At 67.9% G+C, this 18,855-nt stretch carries 14 protein-coding genes; 3 read left to right on the top strand and 11 right to left on the bottom strand.

The window, feature by feature from the left end:
* Positions 1-199: 199 nt before the first annotated feature.
* From MKL11_RS13770 to MKL11_RS13805, 8 genes are all read right to left on the bottom strand, one after another.
* On the bottom strand, positions 200-1,507 hold the full coding sequence (locus MKL11_RS13770; RefSeq protein ID WP_243944385.1) for an MFS transporter: 1,308 nt from the start codon (positions 1,505-1,507) through the stop codon (positions 200-202).
* A 24-nt stretch (positions 1,508-1,531) separates the two neighbouring features.
* Positions 1,532-2,914: a 2-hydroxycarboxylate transporter family protein gene (locus MKL11_RS13775; RefSeq protein WP_243944387.1), complete on the bottom strand. Its 1,383-nt coding sequence runs from the start codon at positions 2,912-2,914 to the stop codon at positions 1,532-1,534.
* Between the two features lie 311 nt (positions 2,915-3,225).
* Positions 3,226-4,827 (bottom strand): porin, encoded by a 1,602-nt coding sequence (locus MKL11_RS13780; protein WP_243944389.1) that lies wholly within the window; start codon positions 4,825-4,827, stop codon positions 3,226-3,228.
* A gap of 692 nt (positions 4,828-5,519) precedes the next feature.
* The gene (locus MKL11_RS13785) at positions 5,520-7,112 is read right to left on the bottom strand and encodes a porin (protein ID WP_243944391.1); all 1,593 of its coding nucleotides are present in this window, start codon (positions 7,110-7,112) and stop codon (positions 5,520-5,522) included.
* Positions 7,113-7,336: 224 nt separating this feature from the next.
* Positions 7,337-8,947, bottom strand: a complete 1,611-nt coding sequence (locus MKL11_RS13790) for a porin (RefSeq protein WP_243944393.1) — start codon at positions 8,945-8,947, stop codon at positions 7,337-7,339.
* Between the two features lie 1,102 nt (positions 8,948-10,049).
* Complete coding sequence (locus MKL11_RS13795; protein ID WP_243944709.1) at positions 10,050-11,714, bottom strand: porin; 1,665 nt, start codon at positions 11,712-11,714, stop codon at positions 10,050-10,052.
* A 420-nt stretch (positions 11,715-12,134) separates the two neighbouring features.
* A complete protein-coding gene (locus MKL11_RS13800; RefSeq protein ID WP_243944402.1) occupies positions 12,135-12,821 on the bottom strand; it encodes a metal ABC transporter permease in 687 nt (228 codons plus the stop codon).
* 138 nt (positions 12,822-12,959) lie between these two features.
* Entirely contained in the window at positions 12,960-13,568 is a 609-nt protein-coding gene (locus MKL11_RS13805) for a HupE/UreJ family protein (protein ID WP_243944404.1), read from the bottom strand.
* Between the two features lie 348 nt (positions 13,569-13,916).
* On the opposite strand from MKL11_RS13805, the gene MKL11_RS13810 reads away from it, so the two are divergent.
* The 3 genes from MKL11_RS13810 (at position 13,917) to MKL11_RS13820 (ending at position 16,662) form a co-directional block, all read left to right on the top strand.
* Entirely contained in the window at positions 13,917-14,438 is a 522-nt protein-coding gene (locus tag MKL11_RS13810; RefSeq protein WP_243944406.1) for a hypothetical protein, read from the top strand.
* Between the two features lie 2 nt (positions 14,439-14,440).
* Positions 14,441-14,881: a DUF421 domain-containing protein gene (locus tag MKL11_RS13815; RefSeq protein ID WP_243944408.1), complete on the top strand. Its 441-nt coding sequence runs from the start codon at positions 14,441-14,443 to the stop codon at positions 14,879-14,881.
* A 179-nt stretch (positions 14,882-15,060) separates the two neighbouring features.
* Positions 15,061-16,662 carry a gamma-glutamyltransferase family protein gene (locus MKL11_RS13820; protein ID WP_243944411.1) on the top strand — a complete coding sequence of 534 codons (1,602 nt, stop codon included), beginning with the start codon at positions 15,061-15,063 and terminating at the stop codon, positions 16,660-16,662.
* A 117-nt stretch (positions 16,663-16,779) separates the two neighbouring features.
* Here MKL11_RS13820 and prfB read toward each other — a convergent pair.
* The 3 genes from prfB to MKL11_RS13835 form a co-directional block, all read right to left on the bottom strand.
* A protein-coding gene (gene prfB / locus MKL11_RS13825) for a peptide chain release factor 2 (RefSeq protein ID WP_243944413.1) occupies positions 16,780-17,908 on the bottom strand; the annotation gives its coding sequence in 2 pieces (ribosomal slippage) (positions 16,780-17,838 and positions 17,840-17,908; 1,128 coding nt in all).
* Between the two features lie 154 nt (positions 17,909-18,062).
* Positions 18,063-18,416: a hypothetical protein gene (locus MKL11_RS13830; RefSeq protein WP_243944415.1), complete on the bottom strand. Its 354-nt coding sequence runs from the start codon at positions 18,414-18,416 to the stop codon at positions 18,063-18,065.
* 106 nt (positions 18,417-18,522) lie between these two features.
* Positions 18,523-18,735, bottom strand: coding sequence for a hypothetical protein (locus MKL11_RS13835; protein ID WP_243944416.1), 213 nt, complete (start codon positions 18,733-18,735; stop codon positions 18,523-18,525).
* Positions 18,736-18,855 lie beyond the last annotated feature (120 nt).

Raw genomic sequence — 18,855 nt, forward strand, 5'->3', positions numbered from 1 at the left:
TTTAGCGTCTTCGAGCCGCGACAGGCCCCCTCTCCCGTGCGGGAGCGGGTTGGGGTGAGCGATGCGCCCTCTCCGGACAAACCTGTCCCCTCACCCTGTCCCCCTCCCGCACGGGAGAGGGGACCCGCGACCCATCCGGAAACACAGGTCGCTTCGTGGCTGCACCAGCCCTCCCCAGCGTGGATCGAGGGACAGCCGCTCAGGCGTGGGCCGGAACCCGCGCCTCCCGGGGGCCGCCCCGGAACAGGCTGAGCGTCGCGATGATACCGCAGGCGGCGGCCGCCATCAGCCAGTAGCTCGGCGCCGCCCGGTCGCCGGTCTGGTCGATCAGGTAGGTCGAGACCATCGGGGTGGCGGTGCCGAACAGAGCCGTGGCGAGGCTGTAGGCCAGGGAGAAGCCGCTGGCGCGGACATGCTTCGGCACGACCTCCGACAGCGCGACGATCATCGCGCCGTTGTAGACGCCGAAGAAGAAGGAGAGCCACAGCTCGACGCCGAGCATCTTGGCGAAGGTCGGGTCGACCACCAGCCAGTGCAGGGCCGGATAGGTGGTCAGCAGCGACAGGATCGAGATGGTGAGCAGCACCGGCTTGCGCCCGATCGCGTCCGAGAGCGCGCCGCCCACGGGCAGCCAGATGAAGTTGGTGATCGCCACGCACAGGGTGACGACGAGGCTGTCGGTCTCGGTGAGCTTGAGGACGGTCTTGCCGAAGGTCGGGGTGTAGACGGTGATCATGTAGAAGGTCACCGTGGTCATGGTCGAGAGCATCATGCCGAGCAGCACGATCCGCCAGTTGGCGGCCACCGTGGCGAGGATCTCGCGCGTGCTCGGATGATGGGTCCGCCGGGCGAAATCCTGGGTCTCCTGCAGGGAGCGCCGGATGAAGAAGATGAACGGCACGATCAGGCAGCCGATGAAGAACGGGATACGCCAGCCGAAATCGCCGATCTGCTGCTTGGTCAGGGTGGCGTTGAGCCCGTAGCCGATCACGGCCGCGAACAGGATCGCCACCTGCTGGCTCGCCGACTGGAACGACGTGTAGAAGCCTTTGCGTCCGGGGGTGGCGATCTCGAACAGGTAGATCGAGACGCCGCCGATCTCGACGCCGGCGGAAAAGCCCTGCAGCAGGCGCCCGGCCAGCACGATTAGGGGCGCGGCGATGCCGATGGTCCCGTAGCTCGGGCAGAAGGCGATCAGCACCGTGCCGCTCGCCATGATCGCCAGGGTGACGATCAGGCCCTTCCGGCGCCCGATCCGGTCGATATAGGCGCCGAGCACGATCGCCCCGAGGGGCCGCATCAGGGCGCCGAGCCAGAAGGTCCCGAAGGTCAGGAGCAGCTCGGTGGTCTCGTTGCTTGACGGGAAGAACGCCCGCGCGATGGCGCTGGCGTAGAACCCGAACAGGAAGAAATCGAACATCTCCAGGAAGTTGCCGCTCGTCGCGCGGAGGATCGCCCCAATCCTGGATTGCAGGGTCGCCTCGACGGCGCCCGGATCACCGGCCATGACGCAACGCTCCCGGGTCTCGATTCATACGCCGATCCATTTCATCGCGAGGATCGTCCCGGTCACGGTCAGCGCGCCGCCGATCCGGGTGGCGATCTGGGCGAACGGCATCAGCGCCATGCGGTTGGCCGCCGTGAGGATCGCCACGTCGCCGGTGCCACCCTGGCCGCTGTGGCAGGCGTTCACGATCGCGGTCTCGATCGGGTACATCCCGAGCGCGCGGCCGACGAAGAAGCCGGTGACCATCAGCGTGGTCACGGTCGCCACGATGGTGATCAGGTTCACCAGCGTGAAGGCGGCGACCAGCTCGTTCCAGGGCGTCAGCGCCGCGCCGATGGCGAAGAGCAGCGGGTAGGTCATCGAGACCTGCACGAACTTGTAGACCACGAACCCGCCGGCCTGGAGATGGGGCGACACCGCACTGCCGAGCTTGGCGAACACCGCCAGGAACAGCATCGCCACCGGCGCCGGCAGGCCGACGAGGTGGTGGGCGATGACCCCGAGCAGGTAGAGCGTGATGGCCGTGAGCCCGGCCGCGCCGATCGTTGCGGCGTCGATCTGGCCGCGGGCGGCCTCGGAGCGGGCCTGCGCGTCGCTCGATTCCATGCCCTCGGCGCCGGGCTGAAGCCGGCCCTCGCCGGTGAGGTGGGGATAGCGCTTGCCGACATAGTTGAGGGTGCCGGCGAAGATGATCGCGGTGAGCGAGCCCAGCATCACCGGCGGCAGCACCTGGGCGAACACGACGCCCTGCTGCTGGCCCAGGACCGCCGCGTAGCCGATCGAGAGCGGGATCGCGCCCTCGCCGACGCCGCCGGCCATGATCGGCACGACGATGAAGAAGAAGGTCTTGTAGGGGCCGAGCCCCAGGGCCGTGCCGACCAGGGTGCCGACGATGGCGGCCGCCACCGAGCCGACCGCGAGCGGGGCGAAGATCTTGAGGAAGCCCTTGACCAGGACATCCCGATCCATGCCGAGGATCGAGCCGACGATAATCGTGGCGATGTAGATATATAGGAAGTTGGTGAACTTCGTGAAATCGAAGATCGCCTTCTCCATCTGCGGCGGGATCAACTTGTAATAGACAAGCGCCGACGGGATGAAGGTCGCGAAGATCGCGCCCGCGCCGATGTTGCGCAGGATCGGGATGCGCTTGCCGATCTCGGCGCAGGTGAAGCCGCCCATCACCAGGACGGCGATCATGGTCGGCCCGTCCGGCTTGACCTCGCCCTCCTGGACCAAGACCACGAGCAGGATCGCCAGGATGACGTAGAGCGGCAGCGGGATGATGCCGATCTTCATGTCGACCAGGCGCCACCAGCTCTCCGGCCAGAACCGGCCCGCGCGGCGCTCAACCACCGGGCTTTCGGCCGGAGCCGGGACGGGGCTGGTCGAGGCGGTACTGGTCATCGGCTTCCTCCGGACTTGCGACCACGCGCGGGCCGTTCCGGCCTTCGCCGCGCGGCCCCGATCGCCCCGACGGTCGCGACCTGGGCCGCGCGGTCGGCGGAGATAAAGTCGGGTCCGGCGTATCAGTGCCCGCCCGGGGCGGCAACGCGAACCGCGGAACAAAGCCTGCAACCTGTATTGGGCGCAAAGACTCAGCCGGCTTGTCAAGCCCGGCACGCGGATACCCGACGCGCAACGGCCCGGCGCGATGCCGGGCCGTTGCGCGTCGCGATGCATGGGACCGGCCCCGGGATCGGGGCCGGCCGGTCGAATCAGAAGTCGCGCTGGACGCGGAAGCGGACCTGCGTCATCGAATCCTGCGTCGCGGTGCGCGGCACGAAGCTGCCGTTGTTGATGGCTGCGACGTTGGCGTAGGCCCCCGGGCCCTTGTCGAGGTCGATCACCCGGCCGCTCTTCACGCCGACCTGGGTGTAGAAGCCCTCCACGCCGATATCGAGATCGGCCACCGGCGACCAGATGAGGCTGCCGCCGAGCACGTACTGGTAGGTGTCACGCAGGGCTTGGCTCAGCTGATAGAACCGGGTTTCGGGCACGCCGACGCCGTTGGTGCTGAAGCTGTTGGCGCCGTTCGGGTTCACCAGGCCGAAGAGCGCGCCCTGGGCCAGGCGGGCACCGGCCGCGAAATCCTGCTCGCCGTAGGAGCCGAACAGGGCCGAGCGCCATTCCGGCGACCAGTAATGCAGGTACGACGCCACCGCCGAGAAGCTGGTCGAGGTCTGGAGCTGGCCGGTGAACGGGTTGATCGACGCGTCGACGAAGTACTGTTCGAACTTCTGGGTATCGAAGCCCGTGTTGGACTGCCGATAGCAGCCGGCGATCATGCAATAGCCGGCATAGCTCTGCGCGCCATTGGCGTAGGCCCCTTGCAGATAGAGAGTGTCGCCCGGGGCAATCGACGGAAGGTTGAACTTCACGCCGCCCTGCACGGCCCAGCCCTGGACCGAGTTGGTGTGCGGGATCCCGGTGAGCACGCCGCCCGCGCCCGCGGCCGTCGCGGTGCTCAGGTTGCCGACGTTGATCTCGTGCGTGGCGGCCGAGAGCTGGGCGGAGCCCCAGGCCTGATCGACGCGCAGGACGCCGACGAAGTCGGGCAGACGCTCGCGCTGGATGCTGTCGACGTTGCCGTAGCGGGACGGCCGGCCGTTGGTGTAGCCGACGAAGACGGGGCTGACCGGGACCGAAGGGCCGGTCGGCGCGAAGACCGGCGAGCGGGTGAAGACCGGGTCTTCGATCGACAGGGTCGCCGACACGCCGTTGCCGAAGGTGCCCGTGTAGGCGAGCAGGTTGGTCGACGAATTGTCCGAGCCCGACGTGGCGCCGTAGAACTCGAAATCGTGGGCGTAGAAGTCGTAGAACGACGCTGCGCGACCGGCGGTCAGGCCGGCGAACTGGATGAACGCCTTGTCGACGTTCACGTATTGCTGCGCGCGGCCGGCCTCGTCGACGCCGGTGGCGCCGTAAGCTTGGCCGATGCGCAGCTGGGTGCCGGAATGGATGACGCCCGTGCGCGAGGCGGCATCGAGGCGCACGAAGGCGCGCAGGGTGCCGTAGGCGGTCTGGGTGCGGGCATCCAGGTTGAAGCGCGCCAATCCCCGATAGCCCGACGTGTCACCGGCGGCGCCCGGCTGGCGGCTGGATGAGGTCTGGTAGGCGCCCTCGAACCGGGCGCGGCCGGAGATGCGGAGGCAGGTATCGGTGCCGGGGATGTAGAAGAAGCCGGCGCCGAAGGCGGAGCAGACGCGGACGTATTCGATCGGCGCCGCCTTCTTGACCGGCAGGTCGGCGGCGTGGGCGGCTCCGGCCGCGGCCAGCGCGGCGGCAGATCCCAGCAAAGAACGCTTCAATAAACTCATCAAGACCCCCAGTTATTTGAAGCCGACGACCGCAACGCTTCCCTTTTTTTCCTGACTATCGCAGGATTTTATTCGATGAACCCATTTTCAGAAGATTTATTCGGGAACATGTTCCCGCAATCCATCGTTCGACGATGATCCTGCGATCAAGAATTTTAGCGAGCAACAGATATTCTGCCGTTCTTCTTCGCATTCGGAATCTTGTTGCCGATCTGCAACGTTGTTTTGCCCAATTTTTGCTCGATCTCATTTTAAATATCCATAAGCTGATCGTTACTTATGAGATCATTGATCGCATCATTATTGTTTCAAGGCCTGCTGGCTGCGTCCGATAATCTGATCATGACGGATCAACGGGGGACGCCGCCGCCCTGCCGAATGGATGGCGCACCGGCCATTCCCGGCAGGCTGCCGGCGCCTTCCGCTCCGCGGTGATCACCGATCGAGCCGGCATCCCGACGGAGGCAGCCGCGCCGATCCTCGCCAGCGAATCGCAACGGTCCTCGATCACCGCCGCCCGCAGGCGCCTACCGGGTCGCGGTGCCCGGGCGGCCATCGGGGCGGGAGCCGTCGCGATCGGTCCGGACAAGGACGCCCGCAACGAAAAAGGGCCCGGCACGGAGCCGGGCCTGGAGAGCAAAAGCGCACGGGTGCGGCACCGGGACCGAAGCCCCGGCGTGGACCCGCCCGGATCAGAAGTCGCGCTGGACGCGGAGACGGATCTGCGAGACCGAGTCCTGCGTCGCGGTGCGCGGAACGAAGCTGCCGGCGTTGATGGCGGCGACGTTGGCGTAGGCGGTCGGGCTCTTGTCCTGGTCGATCGCCCGGCCACGGTTCAGGCCAATCTGCGTGTAGTAACCCTCGACGCCGATATCGAGGTCCTTGACCGGGGACCAGATCAGGCTCGCACCGGTGACGAACTCGTAGGTGTCGCGCAGCGCCTGGCTGAGCTGGTAGAACCGGGTGCCCGGCACGCCGACGGCGTTGCTGCCGGTGATGACGCCCGAACCCACAAGACCATAGGCCGCGCCCTGGGCGAGACGGGCGCTCCGGGAAAAACTCTGCGCGCCATAGGAGCCGAAGACGGCCGAGCGCCAGTCCGGCGACCAGTAATGCAGATACGACGCGACTGCGGTGACGCTCTGCGAGGTTTGCAGCTGGCCGGTGAACGGGTTGATCGTCGCGTCCGAGAAGTACTGGTTGAATTTCTGGCCCTGGATCGTCGCCGCGTTCGGTGAAGCCGAACCGCTGAACGCAGAATAGCCCGTGTAGAACTGCGCACCGTCGCCATAGGCGCCCTGCAGGTACAGGGCGTCGCCCGGCGTGACGAACGGCGCGTTGATCTTCAGGCCGCCCTGCACCGCCCAGCCCTGAACGCTGTTGGTGTGCGCGACGCTGACGGTCGAACCGGTACCGATCGCGATAGTGCCGACGTTCAGCTCATGCGTCGCGGCCGACACTTGAGCCGAGCCCCAGGCCTGATCGAGGCGCAGGGCGCCGACGAAGTCGGGCAGACGCTCGCGCTGGATGCTGTCGATGTTGGCGAAGCTCGACGGTGCGCCCCTGGTGTAGCCGACGAAGACGGGGCTGACCGGGGCGGCCCCCCCGGACGGCGCGAAGATCGGCGTCCGGCGGAAGACGGGGTCTTCGATCGACAGGGTCGCCGACAGGCCGTTACCGAAGGTCGCCGTGTAGGCGAGCAGGTTGGTGGAGCCGACATCCGAACCGGCGGTGCTGCCCGACATCTCGAAATCGTGGGCGTAGAAGTCGAAGAACGACGACGCGCGACCGGCGGTCAGGCCGGCGAACTGGATGAACGCCTTGTCGACGTTCACGACTTGCTGGACACGCGCGACCTGATCGACGCCGGTGGCGGCGTAGGCCAGGCCGATGCGCTCCTGGGTGCCGGACCGGCCGACGCCGGAAGCCCCGGCGCGGCTGCCGGCATCGAGGCGCACGAAGGCACGCAGGGTGCCGTAGGCGGTCTGGGTGCGGGCGTCGAGATTGAAGCGCAGCAACCCTCGATAGCCCGAGGTGTCGCCGCTGTTGGTGCCGGCCTGGCGGGTATAGGCGGTGATGTAGCCGCCCTCGAACCGGGCCCGGCCCGAGATGCGGAGGCAGGTATCGGTGCCGGGGATGTAGAAGAACCCGGCACCGAAGGCTGAGCAGACGCGGACGTACGCGATCGGCGCTGCCGTCTTGTCCGGAAGGTCGGCGGCGTGCGCGGCTCCGATCGCGGCGAAGGCGGCGGCTGAGCCGCGCAGAGAGTGCTGCAATCGTTTCATCAACAGCCTCAATATTTGAGGATCGTTCCGCACATTTTCTCAGTCTATTCTGCGCGTTGCAGAGTATTCTTTCGCGCGGAGGCCGACGACGGCGAGCGATCGAGGGCGACCGGCCAGCGGGAGGACGCTCGCGACGAAAAAGGCCCGGCGCGGAACCGGGCCTGGGGAGTCGAGATGCACGAGGAAGGGGGCCGGGACGGAAGCCCCGGCACCGATGTGTCGGATCAGAAGTCGCGCTGGACGCGGAAGCGAACCTGCGAGATCGAGTCCTGCGTCGCGGTGCGCGGAACGAAGCTGCCGTTGTTGATCTGGGCGATCGCGTTGTACGCGCCCGGGGTCTTGTCGAGATCGATCGCCCGACCGCTCTTCAGGCCAATCTGCGTGTAGTAGCCCTCCACGCCGATATCGAGGTCCTTCACCGGGGACCAGATCAGGCTTGCACCCGCGACGAACTGGTAGGTGTCGCGCAGGGCCTGGCTCAACTGATAGAACCGCGTGCCCGGCACGCCGACGGCATTGGTGCTGAAGGCGTTGCCGCCGCCGAGCGTACTCGCGACGTTGAAGGCCGCGCCTTGGGCGAGGCGCGCGCTGCGGGAGAAGCTCTGCTCGCCGTAGGAGCCGAAGAAGGCCGAGCGCCATTCCGGCGACCAGTAGTGCAGGTACGACGCCACCGCGGAAAAGGTCTGCGAGGTCTGCAGCTGGCCGGTGAACGGGTTGATTGTCGCGTCCGAGAAGTATTGGACGAACTTTTGACCCTGGATCGTGGCCGCAGTCTGCTGGTACGAACCGCTGAACGCGGAGTAACCGGTATAGAGCTGCGCTCCATCGGCGTAGGCGCCCTGCAGGTAGAGCGCGTCGCCCGGCGCGACGAACGGCGCGTTGATCTTCAGGCCGCCCTGCACCGCCCAGGCCTGGACGCTGTTGGTGTGCGCGAGATTGATGCCGGTGCCGCTTCCGGTGGGTGCACCAAGAACGATGTTACCGACGTTCAGCTCATGCGCGGCAGCCGAGATCTGAGCCGAGCCCCAGGCCTGGTCGAGGCGCAGGACGCCGACGAAGTCGGGCAGGCGCTCGCGCTGGATGCTGTCGATGTTGGCGAAGCTCGACGGTGCGCCCTTGGTGTAGCCGACGAAGACGGGGCTGACCGGATTCGCAGGCCCTGGCGGCGCGAAGATCGGCGTCCGGCGGAAGACCGGGTCTTCGATCGACAGGGTCGCCGACAGGCCGTTGCCGGCGGTCGCCGTGTAGGCGAGCAGGTTGGTGGAAGCGTTGTCCGAGCCGGCGGTAGCGGCCGTGATCTCGAAATCGTGGGCGTAGAAGTCGAAGAACGAGGACGCGCGACCGGCGGTCAGGCCGGCGAACTGGATGAACGCCTTGTCGACGTTCACGAACTGCTGCGCGCGGCCGACCTCATCGACGCCCGTGGCATTGTAGGCCTGCCCGATGCGCGCCTGGGTGCCGGAGGTGCCGATGCCGGAATAGCCGGTGCGGCTGCCGGCATCGAGGCGCACGAAGGCGCGCAGGGTGCCGTAGGCGGTCTGGGTGCGGGCATCCATGTTGAACCGCAGCCGGCCCTGGTAGCCCGACGTGTCGCCGTTGCCGGAACCCTGGCGCGAGTTGCTAGCCATGTAGCCGCCCTCGAACCGGGCGCGGCCCGAGACGCGCAGGCAGGTGTCGGTGCCGGGGATGTAGAAGAAGCCAGCGCCGAAGGCGGAGCAGACGCGGACGTACTCGATCGGCGCCGCCTTCTTGACCGGCAGGTCGGCGGCATGGGCTGCTCCGACCGCTGCGAAGGCAGCGGCTGAGCCGAGCAGCACGCTCTTCAAGAGCTTCATAGATATCTCCAAAACTTCGAGACCCGATAACACCAACGATCCCGGATTATCCGGTCATCGCAGCGTACTTTTTGTTTCGATCTGCGCTTTAAGTGGCATATTTAGAGATATCTCGCGTTTGAGATTCCTCTATGAGGGTCCACATGATGGATTTGACCGTTTCCAGGCAACATATATTTCATATCTTAGCAATTATTGCTTTGCGTTGTTGCGTAATGGCCACGTTTTGCGAATATTTGTAAGATTATTGGGTGGTTAATTGGCATTTATACTATGAAACGATCAGATATTTATTCACAGTTCTTGGTGACATATATCCGCGGGCGATAAGCTAGACTTCGCTCGCACGTGGCGGGGGTGCCAAAACGGTCGGGTGCGATACGAGGACCCGCCGCGCCGCCGCACGAGCGCCGTCGGCCACGACGGAACCGGCCGCGTTCGGCGCCTGATGGTCTGGACGCCGCGATCACGGAGACCGGCGCGTCGGCCTCCATCGCATCGAAGCTGGCTACGATTCGAGCGAGACGGCGCGCTGATTCGGGCGGTGCGCGGGGCCGACGCCGCGGCCGCTCGCCCGTGCGATGGGTGCAGCGACCGATCAGGCGTCAGCCGGGGGCGCGATCGAATCGGCCGTTCGGCGGTGGCGGGCACGGCTGGGCATCGGCAGAGCCTCACCGGCAGCACCGGGGCGCTTACCCGATTCGGCCTCAGCCTCGCGGCGACGCGAGAGCCTTCAGGGTCGTGCCGTTAGCCCGAATGCCGGTGGACGGCTTTTGCAGGCGACGCTGCTGGAGGCCGGTTACGGAGGCGGCACGGCGCGAAGCGGACGGGAAAGGCGGGTCGTACGCCGATGGCGTCGGCGGTTCATACCGGCCCTGTCTCAAGGTTCTCGCTGGGCCTGCGCGGTTGCGCGATCGGGGTGGGGCCCTGGGGGACCGTCACCGGCGTCGATAGCGGCGCGTCAGGAATGAACGGCAGCGGCGGCATCCCATACCTGTGGGCCGCTCGACAACGAAAAAGGCCCAGCCGGGGGGCTGGGCCTTGAGATCCGTGGGAGCACGGGAACCGGCGCCGGGACCATGTCCCGGCGCCGACCAGAGGATCAGAAGTCGCGCTGGACGCGGAAGCGGACCTGCGCGGCGTCGTAATTGTTGACGGTCTTGATCGCGCCGGCCGCCAGAAGCGTATTGAAGTTCGCGCTGGTGACACCGATGGTCTTCGATTGGTCGATGACGCGACCCGACTGCATGCCGGTGTTGATGTAGTTACCCTCAACACCGATATCGAGGTCCTTCACCGGCGACCAGATCAAGCTGGCGCCCGCGAGGATCTGATAGTTGTCGCGCAGCACCGGGCTCAGAGCGAAAAGGCCCGGGTTGGTGATGAAGGACGCCGAGCCCGCGGCACCGCCGACCAAGCCCGCAGTCAGGCTCTCCGCGGCGCGGGCGCCCCGACCGAAGTTGGTTTGGCTGTAGCTCGCGAAGAGCGCCGACCGCAGGGCAGGCGTCCAGTAGTGCAGGAACGACCCGACCACGCTCAAGCTTTCCGCCAGCTGAAGCTTGCCGGTCAGCGGATTGAGGCTCGCATCCGCCAGATACTGGGCGAACGGACCACCGTTGGTCGGCGTCACGCTGCTGGCGTAAGTGCCCGAGTAGGCGGTCACGCCGGTGTAGACGTTCGCGCCCTGGCCGTAGGCGCCCTGAAGATAAAACGAGTCGCCCGGAGCGATGAAGGGCAGGTTGATCTTCAGGCCGCCCTGAACAGCGAACCCTTCCGTGGTCGTGGGACCGCCGCGGATGCCGCGGGCGGCAAACGCCGCGACCGGGTTGGCCTGAGCGGTGCCGAGGAAGGAATTGAACGACGAGCTGCCGATATTCACGTCCTTGACAGCGGCGGAGAGCTGCGCCGAACCGAACGCGGCATCGTAGCGCAGAGCACCGACGAAGTCGGGCATGCGCGACCGTTCGATCACGTCCTGGAAGGCGACCGACGTGGCATTGCCGGCGGCATCCGTGGCGAGGATCAGCGGGGAGAGGGCGTTTGCGAGCGTGAAGACCTGAGCAGACGAGGTACCCACTGCGGCGGCTGCGCCTCCCACAGCAGCGCTGTAGACTGTGTTCTTGCGGAAGTTCGGATCCTCAAGCGAGATCGTCGCGGAGAAGCCGTTCCCGACAGTCGCGGTGTAGGCGAGGAGGTTCGTGGAAGAGACGTCCGAGCCGGCCGTACCGCCGAAGAACTCAAAATCGTGGGCGTAGAAGTCGAAGAACGAGGACGCGCGACCGGCGGTCAGGCCGGCGAACTGGATGAACGCCTTGTCGACGTTGACGTATTGCTGAGCGCGGCTGAATTGATCCTGGCCGAGCGCCGGGAAGGCGTTGGCGATGCGCTGCTGCGTTCCGGAGGTCGAGAAGGCACCGGTACGGCTCGCGGCCTCGAGACGAATGAACGCGCGGAGGGTGCCGTAATCCGTCTGCGTCCGGGCATCCATGTTGATGCGCAGCAAGCTGCGGAACAGGGACACATCGCCCGTCTGGTTCTGAGCGCGGCTCTCGTTGGTCTGGAAGCCCACCTCGCCGCGGGCACGGCCCGAGATGCGGATGCAGGTATCGGTGCCGGGGATGTAGAAGAAGCCGGCGCCGTAGGCCGAGCAGACGCGGACGTACTCGATCGGGACCGCCTTCTTGACCGGGAGGTCGGCGGCGTGTGCGGCTCCAATCGCGGCGAACGCGGCGGCGGAACCGAGTAGTGAGCTCTTCAAGAGCTTCATAGACATCTCCAAAGCTTCGAGACCCAATGATGCGGACATGCCCGGTTTTCCGGATCTTGCCGCACGTCTTGTAGGTTTGGCCTGCGTCTTAGGTGGCAGGCTCCTGCGGGCTCTCGCTTTGCGATGCCCCCGTGCACGATCACCATGTGCGAACGGGTTTCGGCGAGCAATCAGAATTCGGCTCGGATAAATTGGTTCCTGTGCGATGTTGCCGCCCGGCAACAATATCAGAACGCCTTAGCCGGCAACAGCTTGCCGGATGTAATGATATGCTTGCCGGGGCGGCAGCGGTGCTGTCGAACCGGGCACGGCCGGTATCGCCCCGACCGGCCGGACGGGTCGGGGCGATCCGAGAATCACGCGTTCCGTGCCGTCCGGGCACCGGGCACCCCGCTCCGGGGCGATGCGTCCGGCCCCGGCTCACATCGGTGGCGTCAGACCGTCCTTGCCGACCGCGACGCGGCGGGCCGTAACCTTGCCGTCCTCACCGCGCGCGGCGACCACGAACGCCTTGGCGCCGGCGGTGATCGCGCCAGCATCGGCGGCCTCGAAGGTGACCACCGGAGCCTGCGGCGGCACCAGGATCTGGATCGACTGGCCGTTGCCGTAATCGACCGTGAGGGTGCGCTCCGCGCCGCTGCCGCTCGCCTTCACGGTGCCGTTGGTCATCGCACTTTTCACCCGCGGGGCGTCCGGTGCGGTCGACGATGCGGCGGCCTTCACGGTGCCGTTGGTCATGGTGCTCTTCACGGCAGAGCCGCCGGTGCGATCGGGGATCACGTCCCAGTCGTAATGGCCCTCGCCGGTGCCCCGCATCGATTCGGGGAACAGCACCACTTCCAGGGCCACCGGGGGCTCACCCTTGGTGGCGGTGCCGATGAACACGCCGTCCTTGATCTGGTCGAGCTGGGCCGGGACAACCCAGGAGACCTTGGCGTCCGGCGCCAGGCTCACGCGTTCGCTCTTGCCGTCCAGCGTCTTGAGGGTGAAGCCGCCGCCCTCGACGGCCTCAATCGTGCCACGCAGGCGCTCGGGCGGCGCGGCGGCCTGTGCGTGTGCGACGAGCGCCAGCAGGCTCGCCAGGGCGAGTGTCGGAAGTCTTGCCATGTGGGGGTCCTCTCGCCGCGGAGACGTGCGCGGCGAGCGTGACCTGGGACTCGCGGGGCCGCCGTCAGCCCCGACCGGCCTGTGGCATTGCGACCGCCGCGCGCGGCTGTAACCGGATCGGGTCGAGGATGCCGAGGTTCAGGCCGGCAACGCCAGCAGCGCGAGGCCGGCCGCCGCGACCGCGGCGCCAAGCGCCGGAGCGGCCCGGGTCGCGCCGAGCCGTGCGGCCGCGAGGCCGAGGCCGATCCCGGCGCCGTGCAGGAGCGCGGTGGCGACGAGGAAACCGAAGCCGAAGGACAAGCCCGAGGCGGTCTCCGGCATCTCGGTGCCGTGGGCGTAGCCGTGGAACACCGCGAACACTCCGACCAAGCTGGCGAGCAAGGCCACCGGCGCCCGCAGGCCGACGATCGCGGCGAGGCCGAACACCACGATGGAGAGCGCGATTCCGGTCTCGGCATAGGGCAGCGCCACGCCCACCATCCCGAGACCGGCGCCGACGCTCATCAGCGCCAGGAACGACAGGGGCAGCGCCCAGAGCGCTCGCCCGCCGCGGAGCGCGGCCAGCAGGCCGACCGCCACCATCGCCAGCACGTGGTCGGCGCCCATCAGCGGGTGCAGGAAGCCGGCTTCCGCGCCGAGCGCGGCCCCGTGGCCGGGATGGGCCAAAGCCGCCTGTGGCAGCAGCGCGAGCGCGGCCGGAAGGGCGGCCAGGGACGAGACGAGGGGAGCGGCGAGCAGGCGCTTCATCGGTGATCCTTCAATAGGCTGCATAGGATGTAGCGCCGTTCCCATGTCTCTGCGAGGTCTCACCTCCGCTCAGAGCGTCATCGCCGCGTGGACCGCGTCCGGCTCCAACGGTTCCAGGAAGGCGGCGCCGATGCCGTGCTCGAAACGATAGGCGACCCGGGGGCGCCCCGTTGCCGATCGTAAGGATCTCGCCGAGCTTCAAAGCTCGGTCGACCAGCAGACCGATGCCGCCCACGCACCGGCGTCGTGATTTCCGTAGCCGCAGCGTCCCGATCCTCGGCGGAACTCCGGCCTCCGGTGCGCGTAACGGTCACGCCTTCGGGCGCGCCGCGCGGGAGGACCTGAGCCTTGGAGATCATCCACGACGACCCCCCGATGCCGGAGGAGATCGCCGCGGGCTTCTATCCGGCCTTCGAGGACGGATGGCGCCGCGCCGAGATCGCCGGCCGCTACGGGATGCTGGCCTTCGTGGCGATCTGCGCCCTCGGCCTCCTGGGGCACGGGCCGTTCAGCGAGCGCACCCGCACCAACGCGGACGATTCGATCACCATCCGGTACGAGCCCGTGGTCCGGTTCGGCGCGCCGACGATCCTGCGGCTCGACACCCGCGTGCCCCCGGGGGGCGACAAGGTCGCGGTGACCATCGCCAAGAACCTCGTCGACTTGTTCGGCCTGGAAAGCATCACGCCGCGCCCCGAGACCTGGCAGATCGCCGGCGCGAGCATCCGGCTGGTCTTCCCGGTGCAACAGGGCGAGAGCCGTGCGCTGATCCGCTTCACCGGGTCGCCGAGCTTCCACGGCGGTGTCGACCTCACGGCCCGGCTCGATGCCGGCGAGACCCTGTCCTGGTCGCAATACGCGGTGCCGTAGCCATGAACACCGTCGTCAAGGCCGCCGCGGCCTATCTGATCGTCCTCTTCGTGATCCGGCTGATCGGGCGGCGCACCGCCAGCCAGCAGGCGCCGATCGACATGGTCGTGCTGTTCCTGTTCGGCGGCCTGAGCGTCAGCGCCGTGCTGGGCGACGACCATTCCTTCACCGGGGCGATGAGCGCCCTGCTCACGGTCGGGCTGATGCATGTCGCGGTCTCGTGGCTGAAGCTGCGCGTCGTCTGGTTCGAGCGGATCGTCGACGGCACGCCGATCGTGGTCTATCGCGACGGAATCTGGGACGAGGCGCGCATGCGCCAACTCCGCATGCAGCAGGCCGACATCCGCACCGCGGCCCGTCAGCAGGGCCTGGACGATCTCGACAAGGTCGCGGTCGGCATCGTCGAGCGCGACGGAAAAGTCTCGATCATCGAGAAGGCGTAACGGGGCCGCCGAACCTGCATCGGCGCCCTCGGGGGGCGCTGCGGATCATTTGAATATAGGATACGGTTTCGAGCCGGCGCCGGAAGGGTCGAGCCGGCGGTTCGGCATGCGCGCCGGCGGCCCCTCCTCTCCAACGGGGCGGAAGGCCGGCGGCGCGATCGCACAGGTCAGGATTTCCCGTGAGAGACTTCTCCGCGCCCGGGCGCTCCCCGGTCTATGCAGCCAACGCTGCCGTCGCGACCTCGCACCCGCTCGCGACACTGACGGCCATCGAGATCCTGCGCGCGGGCGGCAACGCCGTCGATGCCGGCATCGCCGCGGTGGCGGTGCAATGCGTGGTCGATCCGCTGATGACCGGCATCGGCGGCGATTGTTTTTCGCTCTATGCGCCGGCCGGCGCGGCCGCGCCGATCGCGCTGGACGGCTCGGGCCGGGCTCCCGCGGCCGCGACCCCCGACTGGTACGCCGAGCACGGCGTCGCCATCACCCCGACCTCGCCGCACGCGGTCACGGTGCCGGGGGCGGTCGGGGCCTGGGACCTGCTGGTGCGCCAGCACGGCACGCGTTCGCTCGGTGAGCTACTCCAACCGGCGATCCGCTACGCCGAGGACGGGTTCGTGATCCAGCAGCGCGTCGGCTGGGACTGGCAGCGCTGCGTGCCCCGGGTCGCGGGCGATCCCCACGCCGCCGCGACCTACCTGCCCGGCGGCGCGGCTCCGGCGATCGGCAGCGTTTTCCGCCTGCCGAAGCTCGCGGCGACGCTCCGGCGCATCGCCGAGGAGGGCCCGGGCGGATTCTATGAAGGACCGGTGGCCGACGACATGGTCTGCCGCCTGAATGAACTCGGCGGCCTGCACACTCGGGACGATTTCGCCGCATCCCGGCCGGACGTGGTCACGCCGGTCTCGACCCGCTACCGCGGCTACGACGTCTACGAGTGCCCGCCCGCCGGCCAGGGGCTGGCCGCCCTGATGATGCTGAACGTGCTCTCGCATTATGACGTGGGCGCGCTGTCGGACCTCGACCGGCTCCATCTGTTCGCCGAGACCTGCAAGCAGGCCTATCACCACCGCGACGTGCTATTCGGTGACGCGGCCCTCGCCCGGGTGCCGGTGGAGCACCTGCTGTCGGATGCCTGGAAGGCCGCCGCCCATGGGGCGATCGACATGGGCCGGGCGCGGCCGCCCGAGATCTATCCCGAGATCGCCCGGGAGGTCGCGCAGGAGCGCGCCCACAAGGACACGGTCTATCTCTGCGTGGTCGATCGGGATGGCAACGCGCTGTCGCTGATCAACTCGGTGTTCCAGGGTTTCGGCTCGGGGATCCTGGCGCCGGAGAGCGGCGTCCTGCTGCACAATCGCGGCCTGTCGTTCCGCACGGAGGCCGGGCACCCGAACAGCGTCGGGCCGGGCAAGCGGCCGATGCACACGATCATCCCGGGCATGCTGATGAAGGACGGCCAAGCGGTCGCGCCGTTCGGCGTGATGGGCGGGCATTACCAGGCCATGGGCCATGTCGAGCTGCTGTCCGGCATCCTCGACCGGGGCCTCGACGTGCAGGCGGCCCTCGATGCCCCCCGCAGCTTCGCCTATGGCGGCAGCCTGGAACTGGAGGGCGGCATCCCCGACGCCGTGATGGCCGGCCTCGTCGACCGCGGCCATCCGGCGATCCGGGCGCCGCTGCCGCTCGGCGGCGGCCAGATCATCTGGATCGACCGGAAGGCCGGCACGTTGGTGGCCGGCTCCGACCCGCGCAAGGACGGCGCGGCTCTGGGGTATTGAGGGGCGGCCGCGCCTTCGCGTCGAAAGGCGGACGGCCGAACTCTGGCGCGTTCCCCTCCCCCGCAAAGGGGGAGGGGAACGCGCGCGGGTGTGAACGCGGCCGCAACCGACAAAAGCTCAGTCGAGATCCTCGACCTCTTCGGCACCGCCGTAGACGCGCTGGGCCAGCGACGCCTCCATGAACGGATCCAGGGCGCCGTCGAGCACCGCGTCCGGGTCGGTCGATTGCGAGCCGGTGCGCAGGTCCTTCACCAGCTGATAAGGCTGGAGCACGTAGGACCGGATCTGGTGACCCCAGCCGATATCGGTCTTGGCCGCGGCCTCGGCGCTGGCCTTCTCCTCGCGCTTCTTCAGCTCCGCCTCGTAGAGCCGGGCGCGCAGCATGTTCCACGCCGTGGCGCGGTTCTTGTGCTGGGAGCGCTCTTGCTGACAGGCCACCACGATCCCGGTCGGGTTGTGGGTGATGCGCACCGCCGAGTCTGTGGTGTTGACGTGCTGGCCGCCGGCGCCGGACGAGCGGTAGGTGTCGATCCGGCAGTCGGATTCCTTGATCTCGATCTCGATCCGGTCGTCGATCACAGGGTAGACCCAGACGCTGGCGAAGCTGGTATGCCGCCGGGCGCTGGAATCGTAGGGCGAGATCCGCACCAGCCGGTGCACGCCGGACTCGGTCTTGAGCCAGCCATAGGCGTTGTGGCCCTTGATCAGGAGCGTGGCGCCCTTGATCCCGGCCTCCTCGCCGTCCGACCACTCGACGATCTCGACCTTGTACTTCCGGCGCTCGGCCCAGCGCGCGTACATGCGCTGGAGCATGTTCGCCCAGTCCTGGCTCTCGGTCCCGCCGGCCCCGGCATGGACTTCGAGGTAGGTGTCGAAGCCGTCGGCCTCGCCCGACAGGAGGGTCTCGACCTGGCGGCTCGCCGCCTCCTTCTCGACGGCGACGATCGCGGCCTCGCCCTCGCGGATCGAGGATTCGTCGCCCTCCATCTCGCCGAGCTCGATCAGCGTGGCGCCGTCCTCGAGGTCGCGCTCCAGCTTGCGGATGGAGGAGACCGCCTCGTCGAGTTGCTGACGCTCGCGCATGACCTTCTGCGCGGCGTCGGCATCGTTCCACAGGTCGGGGTTCTCGGAGGCTGCGTTCAGCTCCGCGAGGCGTTTATCGACGGTATCCCAGTCAAAGATGCCTCCTCAGCAGCCCTATAGACTGCTTGGCGGCATCCGAGGCTTGCTCGATCTCGGCGCGCATTTGGTTTTTCGGGGATGGGGTTGCTGTGTCGGGCCGGGGTGATACCGCCCGGGGGCCGGCCTGTAAACGCCGGGCGGATCCGCATTCCGGTATCGCGCGTCCACGAGACGGCGCGATGCCGGATCGGCCCGCGCCGGTCGCGCGTGCGGTCCGCTCAGTAGCGCGGCGGCACGATGTAGGACGGGGCGATCACGTACTCCTTCGGGCGCCGCTGCGCGCCGAACCGGCCCTCGGTGATCTGGTCGTTGTAGTAGTCGACCCCGGTGTAGCCGAAGCCGCCGCCGTTCATCACCTGGGCCACCGGCACCGGCGGGACGGCGAGATCGGGACGGCCCGGCGGCACGAGCACCTGGCAGCACCCCTCGGCCTGCAGCACGGTCGGTCCGTTGGGAGCGGTGAACACGTAGACGCGCGGCTGCGGGATCCCCGGCGGGTAGGCCGGCTCGGCGGCGGCGCCCTGGGCGACGAGGCCGAGCAATCCGGCGGCGATCAGGGTCTTGGTGCTCACGCGATGCTCCGTCACGGGGCCGGCCGGGCCGGCGTCAGGCCTACACTCTAGCTTATCGCGGTCGGCCTGTCCGGCGCCTGCGGATCGACCGGTTACCGGAATCTGCTCAGCCGCGGGCGCGTAGGACCACCTGCGGGCTCACCGGCACCGGCCGGCAATCCGAGATGAAGGCGTTGACCGGCAACGGCTTCGAGTCGCAGGCATAGACATCCGTCGGGCCCGGGGCCGGCACCGGATCCCGGGCGATGATCGGGTTCGGCGCGCAGGCCGAGGCCGCGGCGGCGAGCAGCAGGGCGGCGATGAGGTTCAGGCGGCGCATGCAACTCTCGGACGCGGGAGGACCCCCGTACCGAACCCTGCGCATCGCGATCCGCTCTGACAAGCGCCGGCGGGGGACGACGGGCCCTTTGACGGAGCCTGTCGCCCGACGGCAACAATC

Origin of the sequence: Methylobacterium sp. J-077 (genome assembly GCF_022829365.1) — a bacterium.
In the GTDB taxonomy this organism is placed as follows: domain Bacteria; phylum Pseudomonadota; class Alphaproteobacteria; order Rhizobiales; family Beijerinckiaceae; genus Methylobacterium.